The sequence below is a fragment of the Micromonospora sp. RTP1Z1 genome, assembly GCF_033804685.1.
Taxonomy (GTDB): Bacteria; Actinomycetota; Actinomycetes; order Mycobacteriales; family Micromonosporaceae; genus Micromonospora.
The window spans coordinates 1-21,755 of sequence record NZ_JAPFQV010000051.1; the positions used below are offsets into that span (position 1 = coordinate 1).

Here is a 21,755-nt window from a genome sequence, read left to right on the forward strand (position 1 = left end):
GCATGTGGCGGTTTGGAACCTCCCCCCGCAGGGCGACTCCGAAGGGCCAACCTTCATCTCCTGCACAGCACCGCATAAAGTCGCTCTACCTACATCAAGCTCCTCCTTGCGTTCGTGGCACACCTTGTTCTTTAACCTCCGGTGTCCGGGCGGGGTGGATGATCCTGTGTGGACGCGGCGTGTCGTGGAGACGGAAGACGGCCACCGTTTGATGATCTTCGGGTTCCCTGGCAGAACACGAGGATCAAGGCGGTGGCCGTGGCCACGATTTTGGACTACCTGAGCGGGCTGGTACTGCCCGACACGCCCACGACCGACCCCGCATCGGTGCTGGCGGGGTTGCGTCGGGACTTCTACCGGTGCTTGGTCCGGCGGGCGGACGTGTTGTTCGAGCTCACCGACGCGGTGCTGTGCGCGGATGGGCCGGTGCGCAATCTGGTCGATCTCACGCTGACGGCCGAGCACCGGCGTAGACACGGCGCGCTGTACGACGGGTTGAACAGCGGCCGCATCGACCTGGCCCGGTTACGGACCGCCCTGAGCAGGCTCCCGCTGCCGAGGACCGCGGACGGTCGGATCGTCCTGGCGGTCGATGTCAGTAACTGGCTGCGCCCGGACGCGTCCACCTCGGCGGACCGGCTGTTCTGTCACGTCTACGGCCGGGCGAAGGGTCAGGCGCAGCTGATTCCCGGGTGGCCATACTCGTTCGTCGCCGCGCTGGAATCGGGGCGCACCTCGTGGACGGCGATCCTGGACGCGGTGCGCCTCGGCCCGACCGACGACGCCACCGCGGTCACCGCCGATCAGCTACGCGACGTTGTCAGCCGTCTCATCGCCGCGGGGCACTGGCGCCATGGCGATCCTGAGATTCTGATCGTCGCCGACACCGGCTACGACATCACCCGACTGGCGTTCGTCCTCGCCGATCTGCCGGTGCAAACTGCTGGGCCGCCTGCGCACTGACCGGGTACTACGACTACCGAAGCCACCCCGACTGCCCGGCGCCACCGGCCGTCCACCCAAACACGGACCGGAGTTCCAGCTGGACACCTCGCTCACCTGGCCCGGGCCGCAGCACCACACCACCACCGCCACGACCCGCTACGGCACCGCCAACGCCTGCAGCTGGGACCGGCTGCACCCGCGGTTGACCCGCCGCAGGATCGACCACGACGGTGAACTGCCCGTCATCGAGGGCACCCTGATCCGGCTGCAAGCCGAGCACATACCCGGCGACCGTGACCACAAGCCAGTGCGGCTGTGGTGCTCCGCCACCACGTTCCGGATGTTCAAACAGACCCTCGGCTGGACCCGACCGAAACTGCGCACACCCGAGGCGGCCGACCGCTGGACCTGGCTGATCATCGCCGCCCACACCCAACTCCGCCTCGCCCGACCCCTCGCCGCGGACCTACGCCGCCCCTGGGAACGACCCACCGCACCCAGCCGTCTCACCCCCGCCCGGGTCCGTCGAGGATTTCGGAAACTACGCGCGAAAAGCGCGAGCCTGTCGCACAGCTTTCGATCTTCAGTTGTCAAGCGGTCTTCCGCCTGGCGTCGTGACGAAAGATCTTGTTCAGGTTGTGCACGACGCCGAGTAGTTTGATCTCGGCGTCGACGTCGCTGGTGCCGCGGTGGTGCAGGCGGCGTCCGAACCGTTGGAACAGCTGGGCGAAGCCTGGTTCGACGAGGGCGCCGCGTCGGGCGTAGAGCTGCTTGCCTTCGGTGGATGCCAGTCGGGCTGCCATGTCGCGGTGGCCGGCGGGGACGTCGTGGCTGGGTGGCGTGGTCGCGTGGGTCTGCTCGTACTCTTTGGTGATCGACACGAGCAGCGGGAGATCGGCCAGGGCGGTGAAGTTCGCGGTGCTGGCGTATCCGCTGTCGGCCAGCCACGCTGCGACGTCGCTGGTCAGCCCTGCGGCTGCGTAGTTGTGCTGAACACGTCTGATGACCGGGATCAGGGCAGTGGTGTCGGACGGATTGTCGTGCAGCTCGATCGCGAGGAGGACCTGGTTGCGGGAGCAGGCGATCTGCACGTTGTAGCCCTGCACGTAGCCGCCGTGCTTGCCGAGCATGAGCCGCGACGCCGGATCGGTGAGTGAGGCCCTGGCCGCCGCAGACGGGATCGGCCGGGGGTTGAGCGCACGGTGCAGCCCGGCCTGCGCCCCGGCCAGCCGGGCCTGCTGCCGGACGACCTTGGTCTTGGCCTCGATCGCAACCGGTGGGCGTCCGCTGGCGCGCCGCCGCCCCGCGGCCTGGTCCTGCAGGCTCCGACGGGCGTAGTCGGCCAGCCGCTCCTGCTGGGCTGCGGTGACCTCGGCCAGGCGCTGGGTGGCCCTGGCCACCATCCGCTCGGCGGCCTCGACCTTGATCCGGATCTCGCCGGCTGAGGGCAGCGCGCGGTCATGCAGCTTGTCCCGGGCCATCCGGGCTCGCGCCAGGCGGTCGCCGAGCCGGGACAGCCGCCGCAGGCAGTTGCCGGCGGCCGTTTGCTGGGTGCTGTGTGCGGCGGCTGCTGGGTCGTCCGTGTCACCCGTCAACCGGTCAATCTCGGCTTCGCCATCGGCGATCATGGTCTCCAGGGAGTGGAGGCCGCGGTTGGTGGAGCGGGCGGCGGCCGCCTGCATCGGTGAGCCGTCCACCGCCACGGCGGACAGGTCCACCAGCCCGCGCCGGGCGCACAGCGCCAGGACCTGCACGAACAGCGCCTTCATGCCTTCGCGGTGACGGCGCAGGAAACGCGCGACGGTGGCATGGTCGATGTGCTGGTTGCCGGTGATGATCCGGCAGCCCACATCATCGAGGCAGGCCGCCTCGATCCTGCGCGACGAGCGCACGCCCTTGCAGTAGCAGTACAGCACCAAGCTCAGCAACACCTGCGGCGGATACGCCGCCGCGCCCTGTCCATCGGCGCGATAGCCGCGCAGAAACTCCGACAGGTCCAGCTCACCGACGACCTTCAGAACCTGCCAGCACAGATGCTGCGGCGGCAGCCACCCACGCAAGTCATGCCGGGGCAGTGACGAGTCGTCCGGGCTGCAGGAGATGAAGTTGTATGCCACGGCTCCACATGATCATCCACAGTGAGTGAACCGCACCAACAACTCTTGACAGCCGGAGATCGAAAGCTGCGCGACAGGCTCGCGCCCTACCCGCCGGTGCGCCGAAACCCGCACGACCGGGTCCTGGACGCCCACCCGGATCCACCAACCGCCGACCGGCGCCCCGCCACGACGTGGGCAAAACCGCCAAACGTGACCTCAGCATCACCGCTCGTAAACGGCGCACGGGTTAAACGACAAGATAGGAGACCCTTCGAGCAGCACGGACCACAGTCCCGGCCGTCGTTGCCCTGATGGGATGCTTTCGCCAACTCCCTTCGGTCAACTCGACAGCCTCCCGAAGGCATGTAATCCGAGGCCGGGTCGCTGTGCGAGGGCGGCTACACCCGGGCGACTGCACCGTACATGGACACCTCGGCTGGCACGGGATGCTGGTCGCGGTCCGGGCGCCACTCGCTGATCGGCACGACCCCCGGTTCTGCCAGGTCCAGACCGCTAAAGAACCGGGCGAAGGTGTCCCGGTCGCGGGGCCGGGTGTCGACGTGCCCGGCGGCGAGCATCGCGTCGAACACCGCGGCGGCCTGCGGTTCGAGGAAGTCTTTGGTCACGTTCGTCGCCACGAGATAGCTGCCTGGCGCAACCGCTTCGAGCAGGTCCGCCACCACGTGCCGGGCCTGGTCGTCGTCGTGGATAAAGTGCAGCACCGCGACGAGGAGGATCGCTACCGGCTTGCGCAGGTCCAGCGTCGCGGCCAGTTCTGGGGCGGCGAGGATGGCGGCCGGGGTCCGCAGGTCAGCGTCGATGTAGCTGGTGGCGCCTTCGGCCGATCCGACCATGAGTGCTCGCGCGTGGGCGAGGACCATCGGGTCGTTGTCCACGTAGACCACCCTGGACTCGGGGGCGATGGCCTGGGCAACCTCGTGCGTGTTGTCGGGTGCGGGCAGACCGGTGCCGATGTCGAGGAACTGCCGGATGCCGGCCTCCCCGGCGAGGTGCCGGATGGCCCGGCCATGGAAGGCGCGGCCCTCACGGGCCGCGCCGCGGATCGCAGGGTACGCCTGGGCGATCCGGTCACCCGACTCCCGATCGACTGGGAAGTGGTCCTTCCCGCCGAGCCAGTAGTTCCACCGACGCGCCAGCGAGACGGTGGTGGTGTCCAGTCGGGGATCTCCCAGCGGCTGGCTGGTATCGCTCGCGGGCACGGGGCCTCCGGGGGAAGACACGGACGAGGCCGCCAGGATCGGCGGTTGCAGCGCCGTTCATCGTAGCGTCGCGACAACGCTCGGGACACCCCGTCTGGCCACCGGCCGCCCCAGCCGAGCCCGCCGTGCGCCGCCGCACGCGGCTTCCCATTCAGCGTCCTACTCCCACTTGATCCCGTTGGAGAGCGCACGCGATCCGGGCGATCGGACCGTCCTCGACCACCCTGTCCCGCCGCATCGCCGAACTGGAGGACAACCGTTCGGAGAATCTCGGTGATTCTCTTCCTGCTTCGTAGGTCCGTGCCCCGGTGTGTCGGGGGCTTACGGGTCCTCCACAGGTCCGACCCGGCGACGAACACCCCTGCCCGATCGACAGCGACGACCTTACGCGGACGGCAAGAATGTGATCGGGTTGATCCAGCCAACATGATGATCAGCACGTCGAGTTCGGCCGGCGCTCGTGCGAGACTCGGCCGATGCGTGCAGTTGTGATCGATGCTCCGGGCTCGCCCGACGTGCTGCGCGTCAGCGATCTCACGGCGCCGGATCGTTCGCGCGGATGCGCCGTTGTCGCGATCGTGGCAGCGGGCGTGAATCCTGTCGACGCGGGCAACCGGGGCGATCCGTCTTGGGCCGGAGTCGACATGCCGTACGTGGTGGGTTACGAGTTCGCCGGCGATATCACGTCGATCGATACTGGTACGACGGACTTGCGCGTCGGTGATCGTGTATGGGGGCTACTGCCGGTCCGCAGCACCCGTTGGGGTGCCTACGCGGAGCAGATCGCGGTGCCGCATTGCTTTCTCGCGCCCCGCCCTGCGGCGCTGAGCGCGATCGAGGCGGCGGCACTTCCGCTGGCCGGAGCGACGGCACTGCAAACGCTGGACCGGCTGACGTTGTCGCGCGGCGGCTGGCTGCTGGTGCACGGCGCGACAGGCGGGGTCGGGCACCTGCTTGTGCAGTTGGCCGTCGCTCGCGGCATTCGAGTCGCTGCGGCGAGCCGGCCCGACGACCGGCAGCGTCTGATCGATCTCGGTGTCGAGCTGTGGCTCGACCGCGCCAGCGAATCAGTGCCCGCCGCTGCGGCAGCCGAGCTCGGGCACGGCGTCGACGCCGTGGTCGATCTCGTGGGTGGCCAGCTGCTGCCGTCGCTACCCCACGTCCTCGAGGGCGGGCACGCCGCGACGATCGTCGACCTCGACGGGAACTTCAACGAGGCAATCGACCGCAACATCAGCATCCACGGTGTGCTGATGCGCCCCGGTCGCGAGGTGCTGGACCGGTTGTCCGCAGCGGTCGACACCGGCCTGCGACCAGACGTGAAGCATGTCTGGCCGCTCGCCGAGGCCGCGACTGCGCACCGCCGCCTCGAAGCCGGAGGCGTCGGAGGCAAGATCGTTCTATCAGCGCGTGGCTGACGACGGGAAGCCGGCGTGACGGGCCTCGCGCCTGGTACTCCAGCCGCAGTTGGCGTTCGTGGAGTCTTCGCTAAAAGTGGCGGGAGCGATCATCTCCGGGCGGTGCGCCTCAGACTCAGCGCCGGGGCTAAGCCGACTGGCTCGTCCGTATTGGTCAAGCTGCAGTGTCGAGGGGGTTTGGCCGCACGTGCGGCGGTGTCCTCGACGCGCTCTGGCGGGCTCCCCCATCGGCTGCCCGCGCGGCAGTGACACCGCAGCGGGACCTCTCGGGTCTGGATCTAAACACCCCCCGGTCCGCTCGGTGTCGCGGTCCATGGTGTTGAAGTCCAGTGATCCCGACTGGCTGTCGTCCCAGGCTTTCTGCCCAACCATCGAGCCCACACCGCCCTCGGTGGCGGCCAACCACCCTCAGCCGCACCCCTCGATGTCTCCGGACAGAACACCTCGACTGTCCGATCTGCCACCGGCGGTCTCGCCGCTTGTGCTGATTACCTGCGCCAAGGCAGCGGTCGTGGCCAGATCTTCCCAGATGATGGCCGCCGCGCCACTGCCGGAGAGCCAACCCTTCAGCGCAAGCTGGTGGCAACCGAGCCTGAACGAGGTACCCCCTTGGCCACCGTCATCCGCGCTGTCCGCCCGGCCACCGGATACCAACCTTGGCCCGGATTGAGCCGGGCGGCCCTGGCCGGCTCCCAGGGCAGTTCGGCGGCGCAGCAGGGCACTGCGGTTCAGCCGCTGACAAACGGGCTGGTGCACTTACCTTCCTGCACTGAAAAGAAGGATGGGAATGGCAACGTTCGTACTGGGTCGTTGCGGCGGACGGCACCATCGGCGCCCGGACGCCGGACGAGCAGGCACAGTCGCTCCGCGATGTCACGCCCACCGAGATGGCGGCCGCCCTGCGCACGGCAGCCCGGCTGAACCTGCGGATCCAGAAGGTCACCGTCTCCGTCAGGCCGTTGAACAACGGGAATGGGCGAGGGGAAACGCGTCATGATGGAAATCAACACCCAGAGGGCAACGCCTGACCGGTCGCTGTGGGCGCCCGGACCGCTCGACCTGGGGGCCGATGAGGGCGCCCGACTTCTCGCCCTGGCCACCGAGCTGGTGGTGCGACACGCCCAGGTCATCGACAGGGTGCCGGTGGCACCTGCGAATCCGGCTCTGGTCACCGAGACGGTTCGGGACTGGCTCGTCGACTACGACTTCGACACCGCCCAGGACGCCGATCGGGTCCTTCGTGACGTGGTCACGATGCTGGTCCGGTGGAGCGTTCATCCGACCCACCCGCGCTACTTCGGCCTGTTCAACCCGACACCGACCTGGCCCGGGGTCGCCGGCGATCTCCTGGCGGCGGGGCTCAACCCGCAGCTCGCCGCGTACAGCCATGCGCCCGCCGCGGTGGAGATCGAGCGACACGTACTGCGGATTCTCGCCGAGTGGCTCGGGTTGCCTGATACCAGCGCCGGCAGCTTCACCACCGGTGGGGCGGAGGCGAACCTCACTGCCGTCGTGATCGCGCTGACCCGGCGCTTCGCCTCCTACCCGGATGCCGGCATCGCGTCCGTGCCCGGCCCTCCGGTGCTGTACGCCTCGCGTGAGAGTCACCTCGCCTGGCTGAAGATCGCTCACCTGACCGGCCTCGGCCGCGACGCTGTACGTCTGGTGCCGGTCGATGCGTCGTACCGCCTCGACGTGAGTCGGCTACGCCTGATGCACGCCGCGGACCGGGCAGCGGGCCGGCTGCCGTTTCTGCTGGTCGGGACAGCCGGGACAACGGGCAGCGGTGCGCTGGACCCGCTGGCCGAGTTGGCCGGGGTGGCCCGTGATGCGGGCATGCATTTTCACGTCGATGCCGCCTGGGCCGGTGCGGTGGCGCTGTCGGACCGGCTTCGTCCGCTGTTGGCCGGCATCGAGCAGGCGGACAGCGTCACGGTGGATGCCCACAAGTGGTTGTCCGCTCCGATGGGTGCGGGCATGTTTCTCACCAGGCATCCGTCCGCGCTGACCTCGAGCTTCCGCGTGAGCACCGGGTACATGCCGGTGGACAACGAGGATGCCAGTGACCCGTACACCACGAGCGTCCAGTGGTCGCGCCGGTTCGCCGGCCTGAAGGCCTTTCTGGCCTTGGCGGTCGCCGGTCGGCCCGCCTACGCTGCACAGCTCGAGCGCGACGTCGCCCTCGGCGAGTTGCTGGCCCGACGGCTCGCCGAGGGCGGCTGGCTCCGGGTCAACGACACACCGCTGCCGCTGGTGTGCGTCGTGGATCCGGCCGTCGACGCGCTCGGTCCGGTCGCCAGCCAACAGTGGCATCGGGCGGTGGTGGACCACGTGGTACGCGGTGGGCGGGCCTGGATCAGCCTGGTGCTACTCGACGGTCGCGCCGCGATCCGGATGTGCCTGACCAGCCACCGCACCACCGCGGACGACATAGCTGCCGTGGTCGACGCGCTCGGTGAGGCGCGCCGAGCGGTTCCGGCCACCGCCGGCTGCTCCCCACAGGCGCGCTGAAGCGTCCGGCCGGCGGCCCGGTTGCGCTGGCTCAGGGTGAAGCGGCGTCGGCCGGTGCGGCGGACCGGAACGCCCGCCGGTACGCCGATGGCGAGGTGTGCATCGCCCGTAGGAAATGATGCCGGTAGGTCACTGCGGTCTCGAAGCCGGTTGTTGCGGCAATCGCGTCGATCGAGAGCGTGGTGGTCTCAAGCAGTGGCAGGCTGGCCTGGATCCGTTGGCTGATCAGCCAACGGATCGGGCTGGTGCCGCTGCACTGCCGGAAGTGGCGCAGGTAGGTGCGGGTTGACATGTGAGCGTGTCGAGCGAGCCTGTCTACCGTGATTGGCCGATCCAGGTTGGCCAGGGCCCAGGTCATGCTCTCGGTGATCCGGCTGTCGTCAATGTCGTCGATGACCGGTGTCTCGATGAACTGGGCCTGGCCGCCGTCGCGGTGCGGGGGGATGACCAGCCGCCGGGCAACGGCGTTGGCCACGCTCGGCCCGAAGTCCCGGCGCACCAGGTGCACGCAGAGGTCGAGACCGGCGGCACTGCCGGCGCCGGTCAGCACGTCACCTTCGTCGACGTAGAGCACGTCGGGGTCGACCCGCACCCTCGGATAGCGCTGTCGCAACAGGTCCGCGTACCGCCAGTGGGTCGCCGCGCGGCGGCCGTCAAGCAGCCCGGCCGCCGCGAGCGCGAAGGCGCCGGAGCAGATCGATACGATCCGAGCACCGCGCGCGCTGGCCCGGCGGAGGGCGGCGACCAGCCCGGGCGACACGTCGGCACGCACGTCGCTGACACCTGGGACGATCACGATGTCCCCCGAGGCGAACGCGGTCAGCCCGTGGTCGGTGCTCAGCGTGGCACCACCGAGGAGCCGGACCTTACGCGGATGCTCGGCGCAGATTGTCAGGTCGTACCACCCGACGTTCAGCTCCGGCCGGGCGAGGCCGAACACCTCGGTCACGATCCCCATCTCGAAAGCCGACATACCGTCGTAGGCCAGGACCGTCACGCGTGGACGGACACCGGTGTGAAAAGTGACGGCCGTCATGGCGAAATATTAGCGTGTATCGGCGTGAACGCCACTGCCGATCGGGTAGCCGCCGATCGAGAATCAACACATGTCCGCTTCCTTCTCCACTCGCCCGCCCCGGCCCGACGAGGCCGCGGCGCACTTCGCCGCAAAGCTGTCCTTCGAGACCGATGTCAGCGACGTACACGCCGACCTGCACGCCCACCTCCCCAACCTGGTGGTCGTCGACTCGCGCAGCGTCGAGGCGTGGGACCAGGGGCACGTCCCGGGCGCACTTCACCTGCCTACTGCGGAAATCCCGGACCGCGCCGCCGATGTCGTCCCACCTGGCTCGCTCGTCGTGACGTACTGCTGGGGGCCCGGTTGCAACGGTGCGACCCGAGCCGCACTCGCCTTCGCCCGACTCGGGTACCAGGTCAAGGAGATGATCGGTGGGTACGAGTACTGGGTGCGTGAGGGCCTGGCAGTGGAGACCCTCAACGGTTCCGTCACCCGGCCCGTGGACGCGTTGACCGCTCCCGCCCTGGCCGCCTCGTGCGGCTGCTGAGGGATCGCCGACGGTGGCCGGACGGCAGGTCCGGCCACCGTTGGCGGCACCACCGGGGCAACGGCGGCTAATGCGCATCCGCCCGGCCACTCCCGCCGACCTGCCGAACCTGGTGAACCTGTGTGCCGCCCACGCCGCATACGAACGCAGCGGGCCGGTCGCCGCCGACCTGTCTGACCGACTACGCAAGGCCCTGTTCGGCGCCGAGCCGCGGCTGGGCTGCCTCGTGCTCGAAACGATCGACGGACGCCTGGCTGGCTACGCAACCTTCAGCCGGGAGTTCTCGACCTGGTCGGGTGGCGAATACCTGCATCTGGACTGCCTCTTCCTGACCGAGGAGCATCGGGGCGGCGGCTGGGGCAGGCGACTGTTTCAGGCCGTCGTTCTCCGGGCCGGCTGCGGTCAGATGCAGTGGCAGACACCGGCCTGGAACGATGGCGCACGCCGGTTCTACGGCCGGCTCGGTGCTCACGGCTCGGCAAAGATCCGCTACACCCTGGAGGTCGACCGATGACACAGCCCCCTGGCTATCCCTGTGGAACGACGGCCGAGCCCGGCTTTCCTTTATCGAAACGTTCTCCCGTCAGGTGGGCTGCGGGCGTGGCCAGAACCAAGCAGTTCGACCCCGACGTGGCGTTGCGGGACGCGTTGTGCCTGTTCTGGGCACGTGGGTAGGAGGCAACGTCGATGGCGGATCTCGTCGAACGCCTCGCGATGAGCCGACACGGGCTACGCCCGAGCCTTGACCCCGGTGAACGTTCTTGGTCAGCGCACTAGTCACCGACGAATGTCCCGCACATACTGCTTGACAGAGCCGCCGCACGGGGTCCGGTGACACAGGGAGGCACCCATACCGCAGGCGCGGCGCTGGCGATCGCCGCCGGAGCGGATGCACCGTTCATCGCCGCCCGCGGATGAGATCGGAACACCGCAGACCGGTCACCGTCGACTGATCGTCGGGTCCCGTTTGGCGCACCGGGATCGGTGCGGGCTACGCGGAGGTGGTCATGGACCCAGCGGCGAAGGTTCGCACCGTTCTGGCGGCCGGGACGCTCGGCCTTGCCATGGTCGCCTGCCAGTCCGCGCACGCCCCCACGCCCGGGCCGTCCGCCCCTGATGCGGCACGCTCAATCTGGTCCGCGCCCGGTGGGTCGGGTGGCGGACGGGTGGCATCGCCGTCCACATCGACCACACCGCCGCCCACGAAGGCCCCTGGCACGTCACCCGCGTCGGTACCGTCGGTGCCGACACCGACCAGGTCGGCCGGGCTGACCAGGTGGCAACTGGCCGGGCAGCGGATCATCTACTCCTATCCCGGGTTGACCCCACCGGCGAGCCTGTTGAGGATCATCCGCGCCGGTGAGGCCGCCGGGGTGATCTTCTTCGGGGAGAACATCGCCGGCACCGCCCAGATCAGCTCGGTGATCGCCCAGTTGCGACGAGCCCAGGCGCAAAGCCCGGTCCACGTGCCGCTGCTGCTGATGGTCGACCAGGAGGGTGGCCTGATCCGGCGGCTGTCGGGGGCGCCCGCGCTGTCGGAGAAGCAGATCGGCCAGTCCGCCGATCCGGTAGCCGCGGCGGCCGCGGCGGGCACCGGAGCCGGCCGCACCCTCGCCGCAGTGGGCATGAACGTCAACCTCGCCCCGGTTCTCGACGTCTACTCCACTGCGGGCAACTTCATCGACCAGTACCAGCGCTCCTACAGCGCGAACCCCAGCACCGTCGCGCCCCTGGGGCAGGCGTTCATCACCGCCCAACAGCGCACCGGCGTGGCCGCCACCGCCAAGCACTTCCCCGGACTGGGATGGGCGGCAACGGCCCAGAACACCGACACCCGGCCGATCACCCTGTCCCAGTCGCTGGCCAGGTTGCGCGGCACCGACGAGTTCCCGTACTCAGCCGCCGTCACCATCGGCGTCGACCTCGTCATGGTGTCCTGGGCCATCTACCCGGCGCTGGACCCGAACCGCCCAGCCGGCCTGTCGCCGACCGTGGTCAGGCAGGAACTGCGCGGCCGCATCGGGTTCACCGGGGTGACCGTCACCGACGCCCTGGAAGCCGGTGCGCTGGCCCACTACGGCAGCACCGGCCAGCGCGCGGTCGCCGCCGCAGCCGCCGGCATGGACCTCATCCTGTGCTCCGCCCGTGACGTCAGCCAGGGCGAAGCCGCCACCGCCGCCCTGGTCAACGCCCAGACCGGGGGCCAGCTCGACTCCGCCGGCTTCATCGCCGCGGCGGATCGGATCGCCGACCTGCGGGCCCGTCTCCACTGACCGTCTAGAGAGGTTTCCCCCGGGATGCGGACACCGGTTGTGCCGCGAACGGGTGCAGGTGTCCGGTCTCAGGGGATCACTCCACGTGAGTGACACGTCCGGCTGCCGCTTGCCACCCGTCGGCTTCCGGTGAGTGCTTCGAATGCTGCTTGTGGGTTGTCTGCGGCGATCCAGAAACCGCCGAGGACTGCGCCCTGCCCGGCGGCTACACAAGCGGCGCAAACAGCACCGGCTGGGCCACCATCCTCCGCCACTTCGCGACTGCGGCCGAAGCGACACCGTCCCGACCCGGCAGCGACCGATGAACACGATTCACGGCAAGGGAGCAGGCATGACCACCTACACCGACGAAATGATGCGCGAGCGGCTGGCCAAGGCGGTCTCATACACCATGGTCATGCTCCGCCGCACCGACAAGTACGGAATGGAAGGCACGGATAAGATCATCTGGGAACATCGGCGGCGCAACATGGAAGTGCAAGCCGACGATGTGCTGCCGATCGTCTGCCCGGTCGGGGACGAGACCGGCCTGGCCGGAATCGGCATCTTCGTTGACGGGCCGGACGAGGTACGCAAGATCATGGATGGTGACCCTGCCATCCAGGCCGGCACCCTGAACTACAGCGTGCATCCCTGCCGAGGCTTTCCCGGCTCTGCGCTACCCGCGAAGTGACACCCGGGGCCTATTGGCGTCGGATCGAAGGTCTCAATTGGATATAGGCCCAGTGATCCGATGTACCCGGAGAGTCGCATCCCGTAGGCATGACGGCATGTGCCGTGTCCTGGCCTTCGGTCTGTCCATCCTGCTCGCTGTCACGGGTTGCGCGTTGAAGCCGACCAGGGCACCGTCAGCCCGGTCGGCGCACCCCGCCATCGGCGGCGCTGAGCTGCCTGCGGCTGGTGAGGTCGTCCGGCGCGTACCGGTGATGTCCAATCCGGACGGACTGTCCGCCACGTCGACGGCCCTCTGGGTCGGCAGCTACGGCAGCGCTGCGGTCGCTCAGATCGACACCCGTACGGGGGTACTGGCCCGGACGGTGCAGCTGTCCGGGACGCCGATCCCGCTGTCCGTAGGCGCCGACAGCACCGGCGTCTGGGCCGCCGCCTACGGGATGTCGGCCGTCCTGCGGATCGACCCCGTCACCGGTCGGCCCGACGCCACCATCCCGGTCGGCTCCGCCCCGGTCGGCTTCGCCCAGGTGGCAGGGCAGCTGTGGGTGGTCAACCAGGGCGACTCGACGATCAGCGTGATCAACCCCGGTAGCAGGAAGGTTGTCCGGACGATCGCTGTGGACGGCTTGAAGGGTGGGTTCCCGGTCGCCTACGGCGGGGCGGTCTGGGTCGCCGACCTGGACGGGTCCAGTAACCAGCTGTGGCGGATCGACCCGGCGAGCGGTCGGGTTACCGCCAAGGTCACGGCGGGCCCTAACCCGTCCGAGGTCACGTTCGGCTTCGGCTCCGGCTGGGTCACCGACCGGGAAGGGCTCACCCAGTTCGATCCGGCCAGCGGGACGGTGCAGAAGCGGTTCACCAACCTCGGCCGTCAGCTCGACGGCGTCGCCGTGACCGCCGATTCGGTCTGGGTCGGCAGCATCGGCGACAACCAGCTCGTCCGGATCGACCCGCAGCGCGGCGAGGTGACCGGGCGGGTAGCCGACATCAAGGGCCCGCGCCAGATCGCGGCCGTAGACGGCCAGCTGTGGGTCGCCGAGTTCGGCGGCAACACCGTCGCCCAGATCAAACCGGCCAACTAAGAGCGACCGTCAATAGTGCGTGAACTGGCCGCCGAACCCGTCTGGCTGGCGCTGACCGAGTCGACGCTGCTGGCCAAGTGGCCGAGACCGCGCCGGTGGCGGACACGCCGGATCGGGTACGGCTGCGGACCGCGCGGGTCAACGACGTTCCGGTTCGACGTCCGGGACCCGGGACCCGCTCACCACCGCGCCCGACGGCTGCACCGTCGATCGCGACCCCTGGCTGGGCTGTAGCGGGGCGTGCCGGCGGCCGGCGGGCGCCGCCGGCACGCGCACCGCTACATACCGATGCCAAAGGGGTGGGTGAACAGCAGCTTCCAGCCGCCTTCGTTGACGATCTCGTTCACGGTGCCACCGATAGCGTGCTGGGTGTCCGCGGAGAGATGGTCATTGATCACGCCGCCGACCGTCCAGCCGACCGCGAAGCCGGTGGCCACCGCACCCCCGACCGCGACCACCGGAGCCGCGACCACCGACGTCGTCAATGTGGTGCCGGCGGCGGCCCCGCCGCCGGCCGACGATGCCATCGCCGCCAGGTCGAAGCTGCCGGCCACCACCTGCGACCCGTGCCCGATGGCGTCCACCGTCCGGCCGTCGCGCAGGTCGGAGGCCAGTTGGACGCCGGCGACGGCGGTGCCGACGCCACCGGCGATGCCGATCATCGTGCCGAGCCGGGTGAATCCGGCGGCCGCGGGCGAGCGTCCGATCCGCTGGGCGCCCTCACCGAGGTCCTTGGCCGCCTCACCGACATTCCTGGAGAGCTTGCCGACCATCTCCGCCGGCTTGCCCTTCAACGCCGCCTCCGCCTCGTGCAGCATGTTGTGCAGGGTCCCCGGGGTGCCGGCGTTGCCGGTGACCGCCTTGAGGCCGGTCGGGTCCAGCGCCCCCCACGGGTTGTGCGCGAGGCCGCCGAGCCCGTCCTTGCCGAACAGGTGATGCAGTTGCACGCCCTTGAGCGAAGTGCCCTTCGCCTCCGCCAACTGGCCAAACACGGTCCGCACCTTCGAGTACGTCTCCCGCGCCACGTTGATCGCGGTGCCGCCGGCCCTGTTGGACCCCATGCCCTTGGACTCGTACGCCTCCTGGACCAGCTTGACGAACTTCTCCCCGCCCTTTTCTGACTTCATCACCTGGTTGACGGCCTTGTCCCATAGCTGGGCCAGCTGGCCGTCGGCGATGGTGCCGGTGCCCAGTTGGGTGGGCACCGAGGCGAGGCCGGACTTGTCCACCAGGCGCAGCGGGTTGCCCCGCACGTACGTGTACAGGGCGGTGCCGTCCACCTGGCCGGCCGGGTCGGCGCTGATCCAGCGCCCCAGCCAGGGCGCGTAGTACCGGGCGCCGTGGCGGGCCAGTCCGCTCTCCTCGTCGCGTTCCCGCCCGGTGTAGCGGTACCGCTTGCGGGCGTAGCTGCCGAAGCTGGTCTCGCCGTACGGGGTGTACTCCTCCCGGTTGACCGGGTCGCCCCGCTCGTCGAGCACGGCGACGCCGGACCCGAGGTGGTCCACGAGGTGGTACGCGACGGGTGGCCGGGCGTCCGAGGGTAGCGGCGGCCCGACCCGCAGCACCGCCAGCCGGGTGGTGCCGTCGGTCAGGTGCACCTCGTCGTACCGGTCGACGCCGCCGGTCGGGCCGGTCACCACTAGCCGTTCGAAGACGCCGTCGACGTACACGGTGACCTCTGTGCCGCCGCCCTGGTCGCGGGTCAGCTTCAGCACCCGCGCGCCGCTCGCGTCGTAGCGGTACTGGCTGGACCGGGACGGGGTCGGCGCGCCGTCGGCCTGTACGCGGAAGGCGACGAGCTGGTTGGCCGCGTTCCAGGTGAAGTGGCGGCTGTCGGCCTCCTGGACCAGGTTGCCGCAGGCGTCGTGGCGGTAGCCGACGGTGGTCTGCCCGACGGCGAGGCTGACCACCCGGTTCCCGTCGGGCGCCGTGGTCATCGTCCGGGTCCACCCGCCCCCGCCCGCCTTGTGGGCGACCCGGATCAGGTTGCCGACTGGGTCGTAGTCGTACGTCTGGGTCCAGGCCCGGGTGGCGGTGGGGTCGGCGCCGCGCGGCGCGGCCGACCACAGTGCCGGTGGCGGGTCCACGTGCTCGCGGCCGGTGGCGCCGGTCAGTCGGTACAGCGGGTCGTAGCCGAAGAGCCGGTCGAGCGCGTCCGGGGTGGCGCCCGGCACGCCGCAGCCGGGGCTGCGTTCGTGCACGGCGAGCACGTTGCCCACCAGGTCGTGGTCGTACCCCTGGTCTTGGTGGACCGGGCCGGTGGGGGTCCAGGTCACCATGCCGCCGTCGGCGGTGCTCATGGTGGCCGCCTGGCTGTGCTGGCGCAGTACCCGCAGCGTGGTCCGGCTGTACCGGTAGCGGGAGAGGACGCCGTTGCCGTGCCAGGCGGCGACCCGCTGTCCCCGGGCGTTGTAGAGGATCTGCCGCAGGTACGGCGTGCCGTCGACGTCCACACCGGTCAACGCGCCGGAGCGGCCGTAGCGCAGGCGGAGGACGCGTCGTCGTCCCTCCACGTCGGATGGGCATACGACCGTCGTGCGGCGGCCCAGCGCGTCGTGGGTCTGTGCGGTGGCGTACTCCTCGGGGTCGAGAAGCGCGCCCGCCCGCTGGTCGAGGCTTTGCCCGGCGGCCGGCTGCCAGTCCACGACGTAGCCGTCGGCACCGGCGGAGAGCAGCACGTCGGTGGCGAGCAACTGCCGGGTGCTGCCGGTGAGTCGGCCGGCCAGGTCGTAGCCCTCGCAGGTCACCAGGCCGGCCTCGTCGTAGCCGCGCCATGGGCGGCCGAGCAGGTTGCGGGCCGCCGCGTCCGCCGCGGGCAGGCCGGCGTCGCCGTACACGGTCACTTCCCGCAGGGTGGTCGGCGCGTCGGCCCGGTCGGCGGCCCACGCTCGCACCTGCCGGCGCAACACGTCGTACGCGTGCAGGGTCAGGCCGCCCTTGGCGTCGCGGTGCTCGACCGGCTCGCCCGCGGCGTCCCGCACCGTCACCATGGCGCCGGTGTCCTGCGCCCAGGTCCACCAGCCCCGGCCCAACAGGTCGTAGCTGAACCGGGCGGCGGGCCGGCCCACCGGGTCCGTCATGGACAGCAGCCGCCCGTCGATGTCGTACTCGTGCCGGGCGTGCAGCGCCTCGTCCGGCGCGGGGCGGGTGGTGGACACCCGCATCCGGCACAGCGGGTCCATGATCACGCTCGACGGGGTGTTCCGGTGTGCCGCCCACGCCGCCGACGCCTCCGGATGGGTACGCCCGGCGTTGTCGTTGCGGTCGTAGGTGTAGTGCTCCCACGGGGTGGGCGTGAACACGTCTGGGTCGGCCGGGTTGACCGGCACGCCCCGCACGATCAGGTCCTGCGCGCCGTCCGGGTGCACGGTGCGGACCACCTCACCGCGCGGGTCGTAGAAGGTCCGGGTGCTGGCCAGCCCGTCCACCGTCGGGGGCGCGTAGTCCCAGCCCCGGCCAAGGGTCGGCTCCCAGCCGCGGACCACCCGGCCCTTGTTGTCGTAGGCCTGCCAGCCGCTGACCACCACCGCCGGCTGGTCGACCCCCGTGGAGTGCACGGTCAGCGGCCCGGCCGGGGCGCCCGGCTCAGCCGGCAGCCCCAGGTCGTCGACGACGAGGTCGTTGCCCTGGGTACGGGTCTGCACCGGACGACCGGATCCGTCGCAGTAGGTGCGGGTGGCGACGAAGCGCTCCGACTGGCGGGTGGCCTCGTCGGCGGGGAACATCGCGGCGACCTCGGCGTCGGTCAGCGGCGGCTGGCCGGCGGCGGCGCGGGCGGCGTCCGCGGTCGCGACCAGAGTCCACCGGTGCTCAGTGCGCCGGACGCTGTGCACCCAGCTCGGCTGCCGCGCCTGCGGCGCGCTGTCCTCCCAGGCGGTCAGCCCGTAGTGGAACACGGCGCCGGGCTGATCCACGGTGTCGCCCTCGCGGGCGCCCGCCCGGCCCAGCGCCGCGGTCCAGCCGACCAGGCCCAGCGGGGTGTACCCGACGCGGCTGCGGTTGCCGTTGACGTCGACCACCTCGTCCGGCTTGAACAGCCGGTAGTCGTAGCGGGCTGTGCGGACCAGCCCGGCCGGGTCGGTGACAGCCACCGGCAGCATCGCGAAGGCATCGTGCGTTACCCGGGTCTCGTGCCCGAGGGCGTCGCGGGTCGCCACGGTCAGGCCGCGGCCGGCCGGATCGCCGTGCACGTCGAACCGGGCGCCCGTGACCACGTAGTAGCCGGCCGGGTCGGCGGTGTCGCCGGCCAGGTAGCGGTAGCCGGCGAGGTCCGGCACGGTGTCGCGGAACGCCTGCGGGTGGCGCGGCGACCAGTCCGCCGTCTCGGCGGGCGGGGTGAGCGCCCCGGTCGGCACCGGCACCGACTCCTGCCCGTCCGGGGACCACCGCAGACGCACCCCGGCCGCCCAGCCGTCGGCCCGGTACTCCAGCCGCAGCGGGTACCCGACGCCGGCCGAGAGCGCCACCGCCGTCCCGGGGGGCAGCTCGACCGGATCCTCGACGGGCGCCCCGATCGGCCCTCCCGGGGGCAGCGCGACCAGCGAGGTCGGCAGCGGCGTCCGGGGACCGTCCGGGGCCTCGTCCGAGCCGGGCGGTAGCCCACCGGGGCCGTCCGACCAGGTGTCGACGAGCAGCTGGTCGCCGAGCCACAGCCGCACCGGCCCGGCCGCCTGGACGTCGAAGGTGTACGTCCCGCTCACCGCCGCGGTGAGGGTGCCGGTCCAGCGTACCGAGAACTCCGGCTGGGCCAGGGCCGGATCGGGGCCGCCGAACCAGGTGAAGTCGACCGTCGGGTCGGGTCGGACGAAGGCCGGGGTGCCGAGGTTGCCGTCGCGGAAGTACTCCCCGCGCAGCCCGTGGGCCGGGGTGGGCGGGCGCAGGTAGGGCGGGACCTCGGCCAAGCCCAGGTCGCGGCCGAGGATGCCCGCGGTGAGGGCGAGGGTGGTGGTCGAGGTGAGCAGGCCGTGCTCGCCGAGCTGCCCGGACGGCAGGCCCACGTACGGTTCCCCGTCGTAGCCGTTGCGGGCGTAGGTGCGCAGTCGGCGGGGCAGGGCGTCGGCGGCCAGCGCCCGTTCGAGTTCGGCCAGGGTGTGGCTGCCGTCGCTGAACACCTCGTAGCCGGCGGCCCGGGCGGTCAGGTCGGTGCGGTACCCGGTGGCGTCGTCGCGGGTGGCGTACTCGACGGTGGAGACCGTGCACAGCGGAGGTTCGCCGGGGCCGGCCAGCCGGGGGTCGCGTCCGCGCGCGACCGCCACCCCGGCGCTGCGGCGGACCCGCCCGTATGTGTCGAAGCCGCTGTGGAAGGTCACCCGGATGTGCGGGTCGTCGCCGCGCTCCCAGGTGGTGGTGCGGTTGGCGCTCTCCACCACGGTCACCACCGGCGCGCGGGACCAGCTCTCGGCCGCCGGGTCGCCGACGGCGCGCACGTCCCAGCGGTGCTCGGTGACGGTGTACGGCCGGTCGGCCCGGGACGACCCGTCGAGCCCGTAGACCTCGGTGCGCAGCACCCGGCCGGCCAGCGCCCGGGCCACGTCGCGCCGGGCCCGCCGGTCCAGCCCCGCGGGCAGGGTGCTGCGGTCACCGGGGCCGAGCAGGTCCGGGTCGCCGGGCCAGTACTCCTCGGAGAAGTCCAGCTCCTGCCAGTCGCCGGCCTCCGGACCCACCGGCCCCTGGTGGAACCAGGTACGGGTCAGCGCGGGCGGGGTGTACGACTCGGCGGGCAGGTCGCCCTGCCGGTCGAACTGCTGGGTGTCGTACCGGTCGACCCGGCCGAACCCGCGGAACTCCCGCTCGGCGCCGTCCCAGTGCCCGTGGTGGTAGGCGAAGACGGTGGACAGCCGGCTGGCGCTGACCGAGTCGACGGTGGTCACCGCGTTGACCACCTGCACGGGGAAGGGCAGCGTGCCGCGCCAGGGCCGGCCGGCGGCGGCGTCCCGGGAGGCGTGCTGCACCGACGTCTCGTAGTTGATCTCGGTGCGGGTGCCGGCGTGGTTGTCGATGCTGGTCAGCAGGTACGGCTTGACGCCCCCGGTCAGGTCGAGGAAGGACATCCGGCCGGCGCGGGGGCTGTCGAAGCTCCACAGCACGCCGGCCGTGCCGGTGCCGATCATGTCGGTCAGGCGCACCGCCGCGGAGTCGTCGACTGTGGGGGTGCCCCGGACGAGGACGCCGGGCCCGAGCGACTGACCGCACCGGTTCACCCACACCTTCACCCAGCCCGGACCGACGTAGACCAGGTCGGCGCAGCCGTCGCCGTTGACGTCGCCCAACAGCAACCGCCGCTGGTCCAGCCCGCTGGCCGGGGTGGCCCCGGCGAGGTCGAGGTGACCGCGCAGCACCACCGGCGGCCCGAACCGGCCGTAGCCCAGGTTGGGCCAGTAGCGGACCTGCCCCCCGCTGACCAGCACGATGTCGGTGAGGCCGTCACCGGTCATGTCGGCCAGCCGCAGCCGCGAGTCGGCGAAGCTCAGACCCGCCACCGAGCTGCCCGCTCCGACCTGCTGCGGCACCCACCCGGCCGACCGGTTGTTCAGGTGGACCTGCGGCACCGCCCCGGTGCGCAGCACGTCCACGACCCCGTCGCCGTCCAGGTCGATCAGCCGGGTCTCCGGGTCGGTCAGCCGGAACGACGGCGCCCGCCGGTACCGCACAAACCCGCGCGGGTCGAATCCGCCCGAGCGGGAGCACGGGAAGTAGCCGGCCCGGCGGTCATCGCTGACCAGCAGATCCGGCCGCCCGTCGCCGTCGAGATCGGCGAGCTGCACGCCGGCCGCGCCGAGGGCCACCCCGGCGGGTACGGCGGTCAGCGTGCGCGGCCGGTCCAGCAGCCCGTTGCCTTTGTTACGCCAGAACCGGGAGCCGGCGGCGGACAGTTGCAGCAGGCCGGGCAGCCCGTCGCCGTACAGGTCGACCAGGTCGAGGTCGGGATGGGACAGCGCGGTGGGCGGCAGCGCGTCGCCGGGCGCGCTCAGGGCCCGGTAGCGGTGCGCGGTGGGATCCCACCGCGAGTAGCCGAACTCCAGCTCCGGCAGCGACTCGGTGGCGTCCCCGTCGTGGCCGGTGACCCTGATCCCGGCCAGCAGGGAGGCGCCGTTGTCGGCCTGCGTGTAGCGCAGCGCGACGGTACGCACCAGCCGGGGTACGCCCGGGTCGGTCCACACCTCGATGGCCGTGCAGCGCAGCGTGGTGGGCACCGGGAACCCGGCGCGCCGGTCGCAGGTGACGTCGGGGCGGGCCTCGTAGCGCAGCCGCACCTGGACCAGGAACCGGGTGGTGGTCGGGTCGTCCGGGTCCGGGTAGTCGGCGTAGCCGATCGTCGACAGGTACCGCTGCGGGGCTCGGCCGTCGGCCGGATCGCCCTGGTAGGTGTAGACGATCCGGTTGCCGAGGCTGTCGGCGGTCTCCGACAGCAGCCAGGACAGCACCCGGCCGGCCGCGTCCGGGTCGGCGACCACGGCCGGGTCGGACCAGCCGGCGCTGGCACCCGCCGGGCGCGGGGTGCCGTACACGCTGCGCAGCCCGTTGCCGGTGCGGACCTGCCAGTGGTTGGTGCCGGCGGTCAGGTGCTCGACGCGGCCGAACAGCGCCTCGACGCGCGGCCGGTACCGCTGCGCGCCGGTCGCCCCGCCGGGCACCGGCACCAGATCCTCGCTGCCGGCGAGCACGTACACGTCCGTGCCGTCGTAGCGGGGGATGCGGCGGGCAGTCTTGCGCCGCACCGACGGCACGGTCAGCGTCCAGCCCAGCCCGAACGGGCCGGCCCCGTTGCCGCTGCTGTAGCTGAACGACATAGTCGGTTGCAGGCCGTGCCGCCCCGGCGGCAGCTCGATCGGTACGGCGTAGTTGCCGGTCCCGGTGTGTAGATCCGGCTGGAACGTCTCGCCGAGCGGTCGCACCGCTCCCCCACCCGGCGGCAGGTTGATCAGGTCCCCGGACTCCTGGTTACCCATGGTGTCGTCTCCGGTCCGCGC

11 protein-coding genes and 1 pseudogene are annotated in these 21,755 nt (G+C 71.0%); 8 read left to right on the forward strand and 4 right to left on the reverse strand.

Annotated features, from left to right (window positions below; genetic code table 11):
- Positions 1–279: 279 nt before the first annotated feature.
- Positions 280–1,504 (forward strand): annotated as a pseudogene (locus SLP03_RS22795) (transposase); the annotation flags it as partial.
- Between the two features lie 31 nt (positions 1,505–1,535).
- On the opposite strand, the gene SLP03_RS22800 reads toward SLP03_RS22795, so the two are convergent.
- Positions 1,536–3,062 (reverse strand): transposase, encoded by a 1,527-nt coding sequence (locus SLP03_RS22800; RefSeq protein WP_319462667.1) that lies wholly within the window; start codon positions 3,060–3,062, stop codon positions 1,536–1,538.
- A gap of 380 nt (positions 3,063–3,442) precedes the next feature.
- A complete protein-coding gene (locus SLP03_RS22805; protein ID WP_319462668.1) occupies positions 3,443–4,264 on the reverse strand; it encodes an SAM-dependent methyltransferase in 822 nt (273 codons plus the stop codon).
- A gap of 476 nt (positions 4,265–4,740) precedes the next feature.
- Between SLP03_RS22805 and SLP03_RS22810 the strand changes: the two genes are divergently transcribed.
- Both SLP03_RS22810 and SLP03_RS22815 read left to right on the forward strand, forming a co-directional pair.
- A complete protein-coding gene (locus SLP03_RS22810; RefSeq protein ID WP_319462669.1) occupies positions 4,741–5,682 on the forward strand; it encodes an NADP-dependent oxidoreductase in 942 nt (313 codons plus the stop codon).
- A gap of 993 nt (positions 5,683–6,675) precedes the next feature.
- Positions 6,676–8,193, forward strand: a complete 1,518-nt coding sequence (locus SLP03_RS22815; RefSeq protein ID WP_319462670.1) for a pyridoxal phosphate-dependent decarboxylase family protein — start codon at positions 6,676–6,678, stop codon at positions 8,191–8,193.
- A 31-nt stretch (positions 8,194–8,224) separates the two neighbouring features.
- On the opposite strand, the gene ftrA is transcribed toward SLP03_RS22815, so the two are convergent.
- Entirely contained in the window at positions 8,225–9,229 is a 1,005-nt protein-coding gene (gene ftrA, locus SLP03_RS22820; protein WP_319462671.1) for a transcriptional regulator FtrA, read from the reverse strand.
- Between the two features lie 70 nt (positions 9,230–9,299).
- Between ftrA and SLP03_RS22825 the strand changes: the two genes are divergently transcribed.
- The 5 genes from SLP03_RS22825 to SLP03_RS22845 all read left to right on the forward strand — a co-directional run bounded on the left by SLP03_RS22825 (position 9,300) and on the right by SLP03_RS22845 (position 13,785).
- On the forward strand, positions 9,300–9,758 hold the full coding sequence (locus SLP03_RS22825) for a rhodanese-like domain-containing protein (protein WP_319462672.1): 459 nt from the start codon (positions 9,300–9,302) through the stop codon (positions 9,756–9,758).
- A gap of 70 nt (positions 9,759–9,828) precedes the next feature.
- Positions 9,829–10,272, forward strand: a complete 444-nt coding sequence (locus tag SLP03_RS22830; protein ID WP_319462673.1) for a GNAT family N-acetyltransferase — start codon at positions 9,829–9,831, stop codon at positions 10,270–10,272.
- A gap of 727 nt (positions 10,273–10,999) precedes the next feature.
- Positions 11,000–12,031, forward strand: a complete 1,032-nt coding sequence (locus SLP03_RS22835; protein WP_319462674.1) for a glycoside hydrolase family 3 N-terminal domain-containing protein — start codon at positions 11,000–11,002, stop codon at positions 12,029–12,031.
- A 331-nt stretch (positions 12,032–12,362) separates the two neighbouring features.
- Positions 12,363–12,704 carry a hypothetical protein gene (locus SLP03_RS22840; protein WP_319462675.1) on the forward strand — a complete coding sequence of 114 codons (342 nt, stop codon included), beginning with the start codon at positions 12,363–12,365 and terminating at the stop codon, positions 12,702–12,704.
- Between the two features lie 253 nt (positions 12,705–12,957).
- Entirely contained in the window at positions 12,958–13,785 is an 828-nt protein-coding gene (locus SLP03_RS22845) for a hypothetical protein (protein ID WP_319462676.1), read from the forward strand.
- 278 nt (positions 13,786–14,063) lie between these two features.
- Here the strand turns inward: SLP03_RS22845 and SLP03_RS22850 are convergent, their stop codons facing one another.
- Positions 14,064–21,734, reverse strand: coding sequence for a toxin TcdB middle/N-terminal domain-containing protein (locus tag SLP03_RS22850; protein ID WP_319462677.1), 7,671 nt, complete (start codon positions 21,732–21,734; stop codon positions 14,064–14,066).
- Positions 21,735–21,755 lie beyond the last annotated feature (21 nt).

Bases quoted from the DNA above. Each gene is read 5' to 3' on its own strand.
- SLP03_RS22810 (WP_319462669.1), top strand. From the start codon at position 4,741: ATGCGTGCAGTTGTGATCGATGCTCCGGGCTCGCCCGACGTGCTGCGC.
- SLP03_RS22815 (WP_319462670.1), top strand. From the start codon at position 6,676: ATGATGGAAATCAACACCCAGAGGGCAACGCCTGACCGGTCGCTGTGG.
- ftrA (WP_319462671.1), bottom strand. From the start codon at position 9,229: ATGACGGCCGTCACTTTTCACACCGGTGTCCGTCCACGCGTGACGGTC.
- SLP03_RS22825 (WP_319462672.1), top strand. From the start codon at position 9,300: ATGTCCGCTTCCTTCTCCACTCGCCCGCCCCGGCCCGACGAGGCCGCG.
- SLP03_RS22830 (WP_319462673.1), top strand. From the start codon at position 9,829: ATGCGCATCCGCCCGGCCACTCCCGCCGACCTGCCGAACCTGGTGAAC.
- SLP03_RS22840 (WP_319462675.1), top strand. From the start codon at position 12,363: ATGACCACCTACACCGACGAAATGATGCGCGAGCGGCTGGCCAAGGCG.
- SLP03_RS22845 (WP_319462676.1), top strand. From the start codon at position 12,958: ATGTCCAATCCGGACGGACTGTCCGCCACGTCGACGGCCCTCTGGGTC.
- SLP03_RS22850 (WP_319462677.1), bottom strand. From the start codon at position 21,734: ATGGGTAACCAGGAGTCCGGGGACCTGATCAACCTGCCGCCGGGTGGG.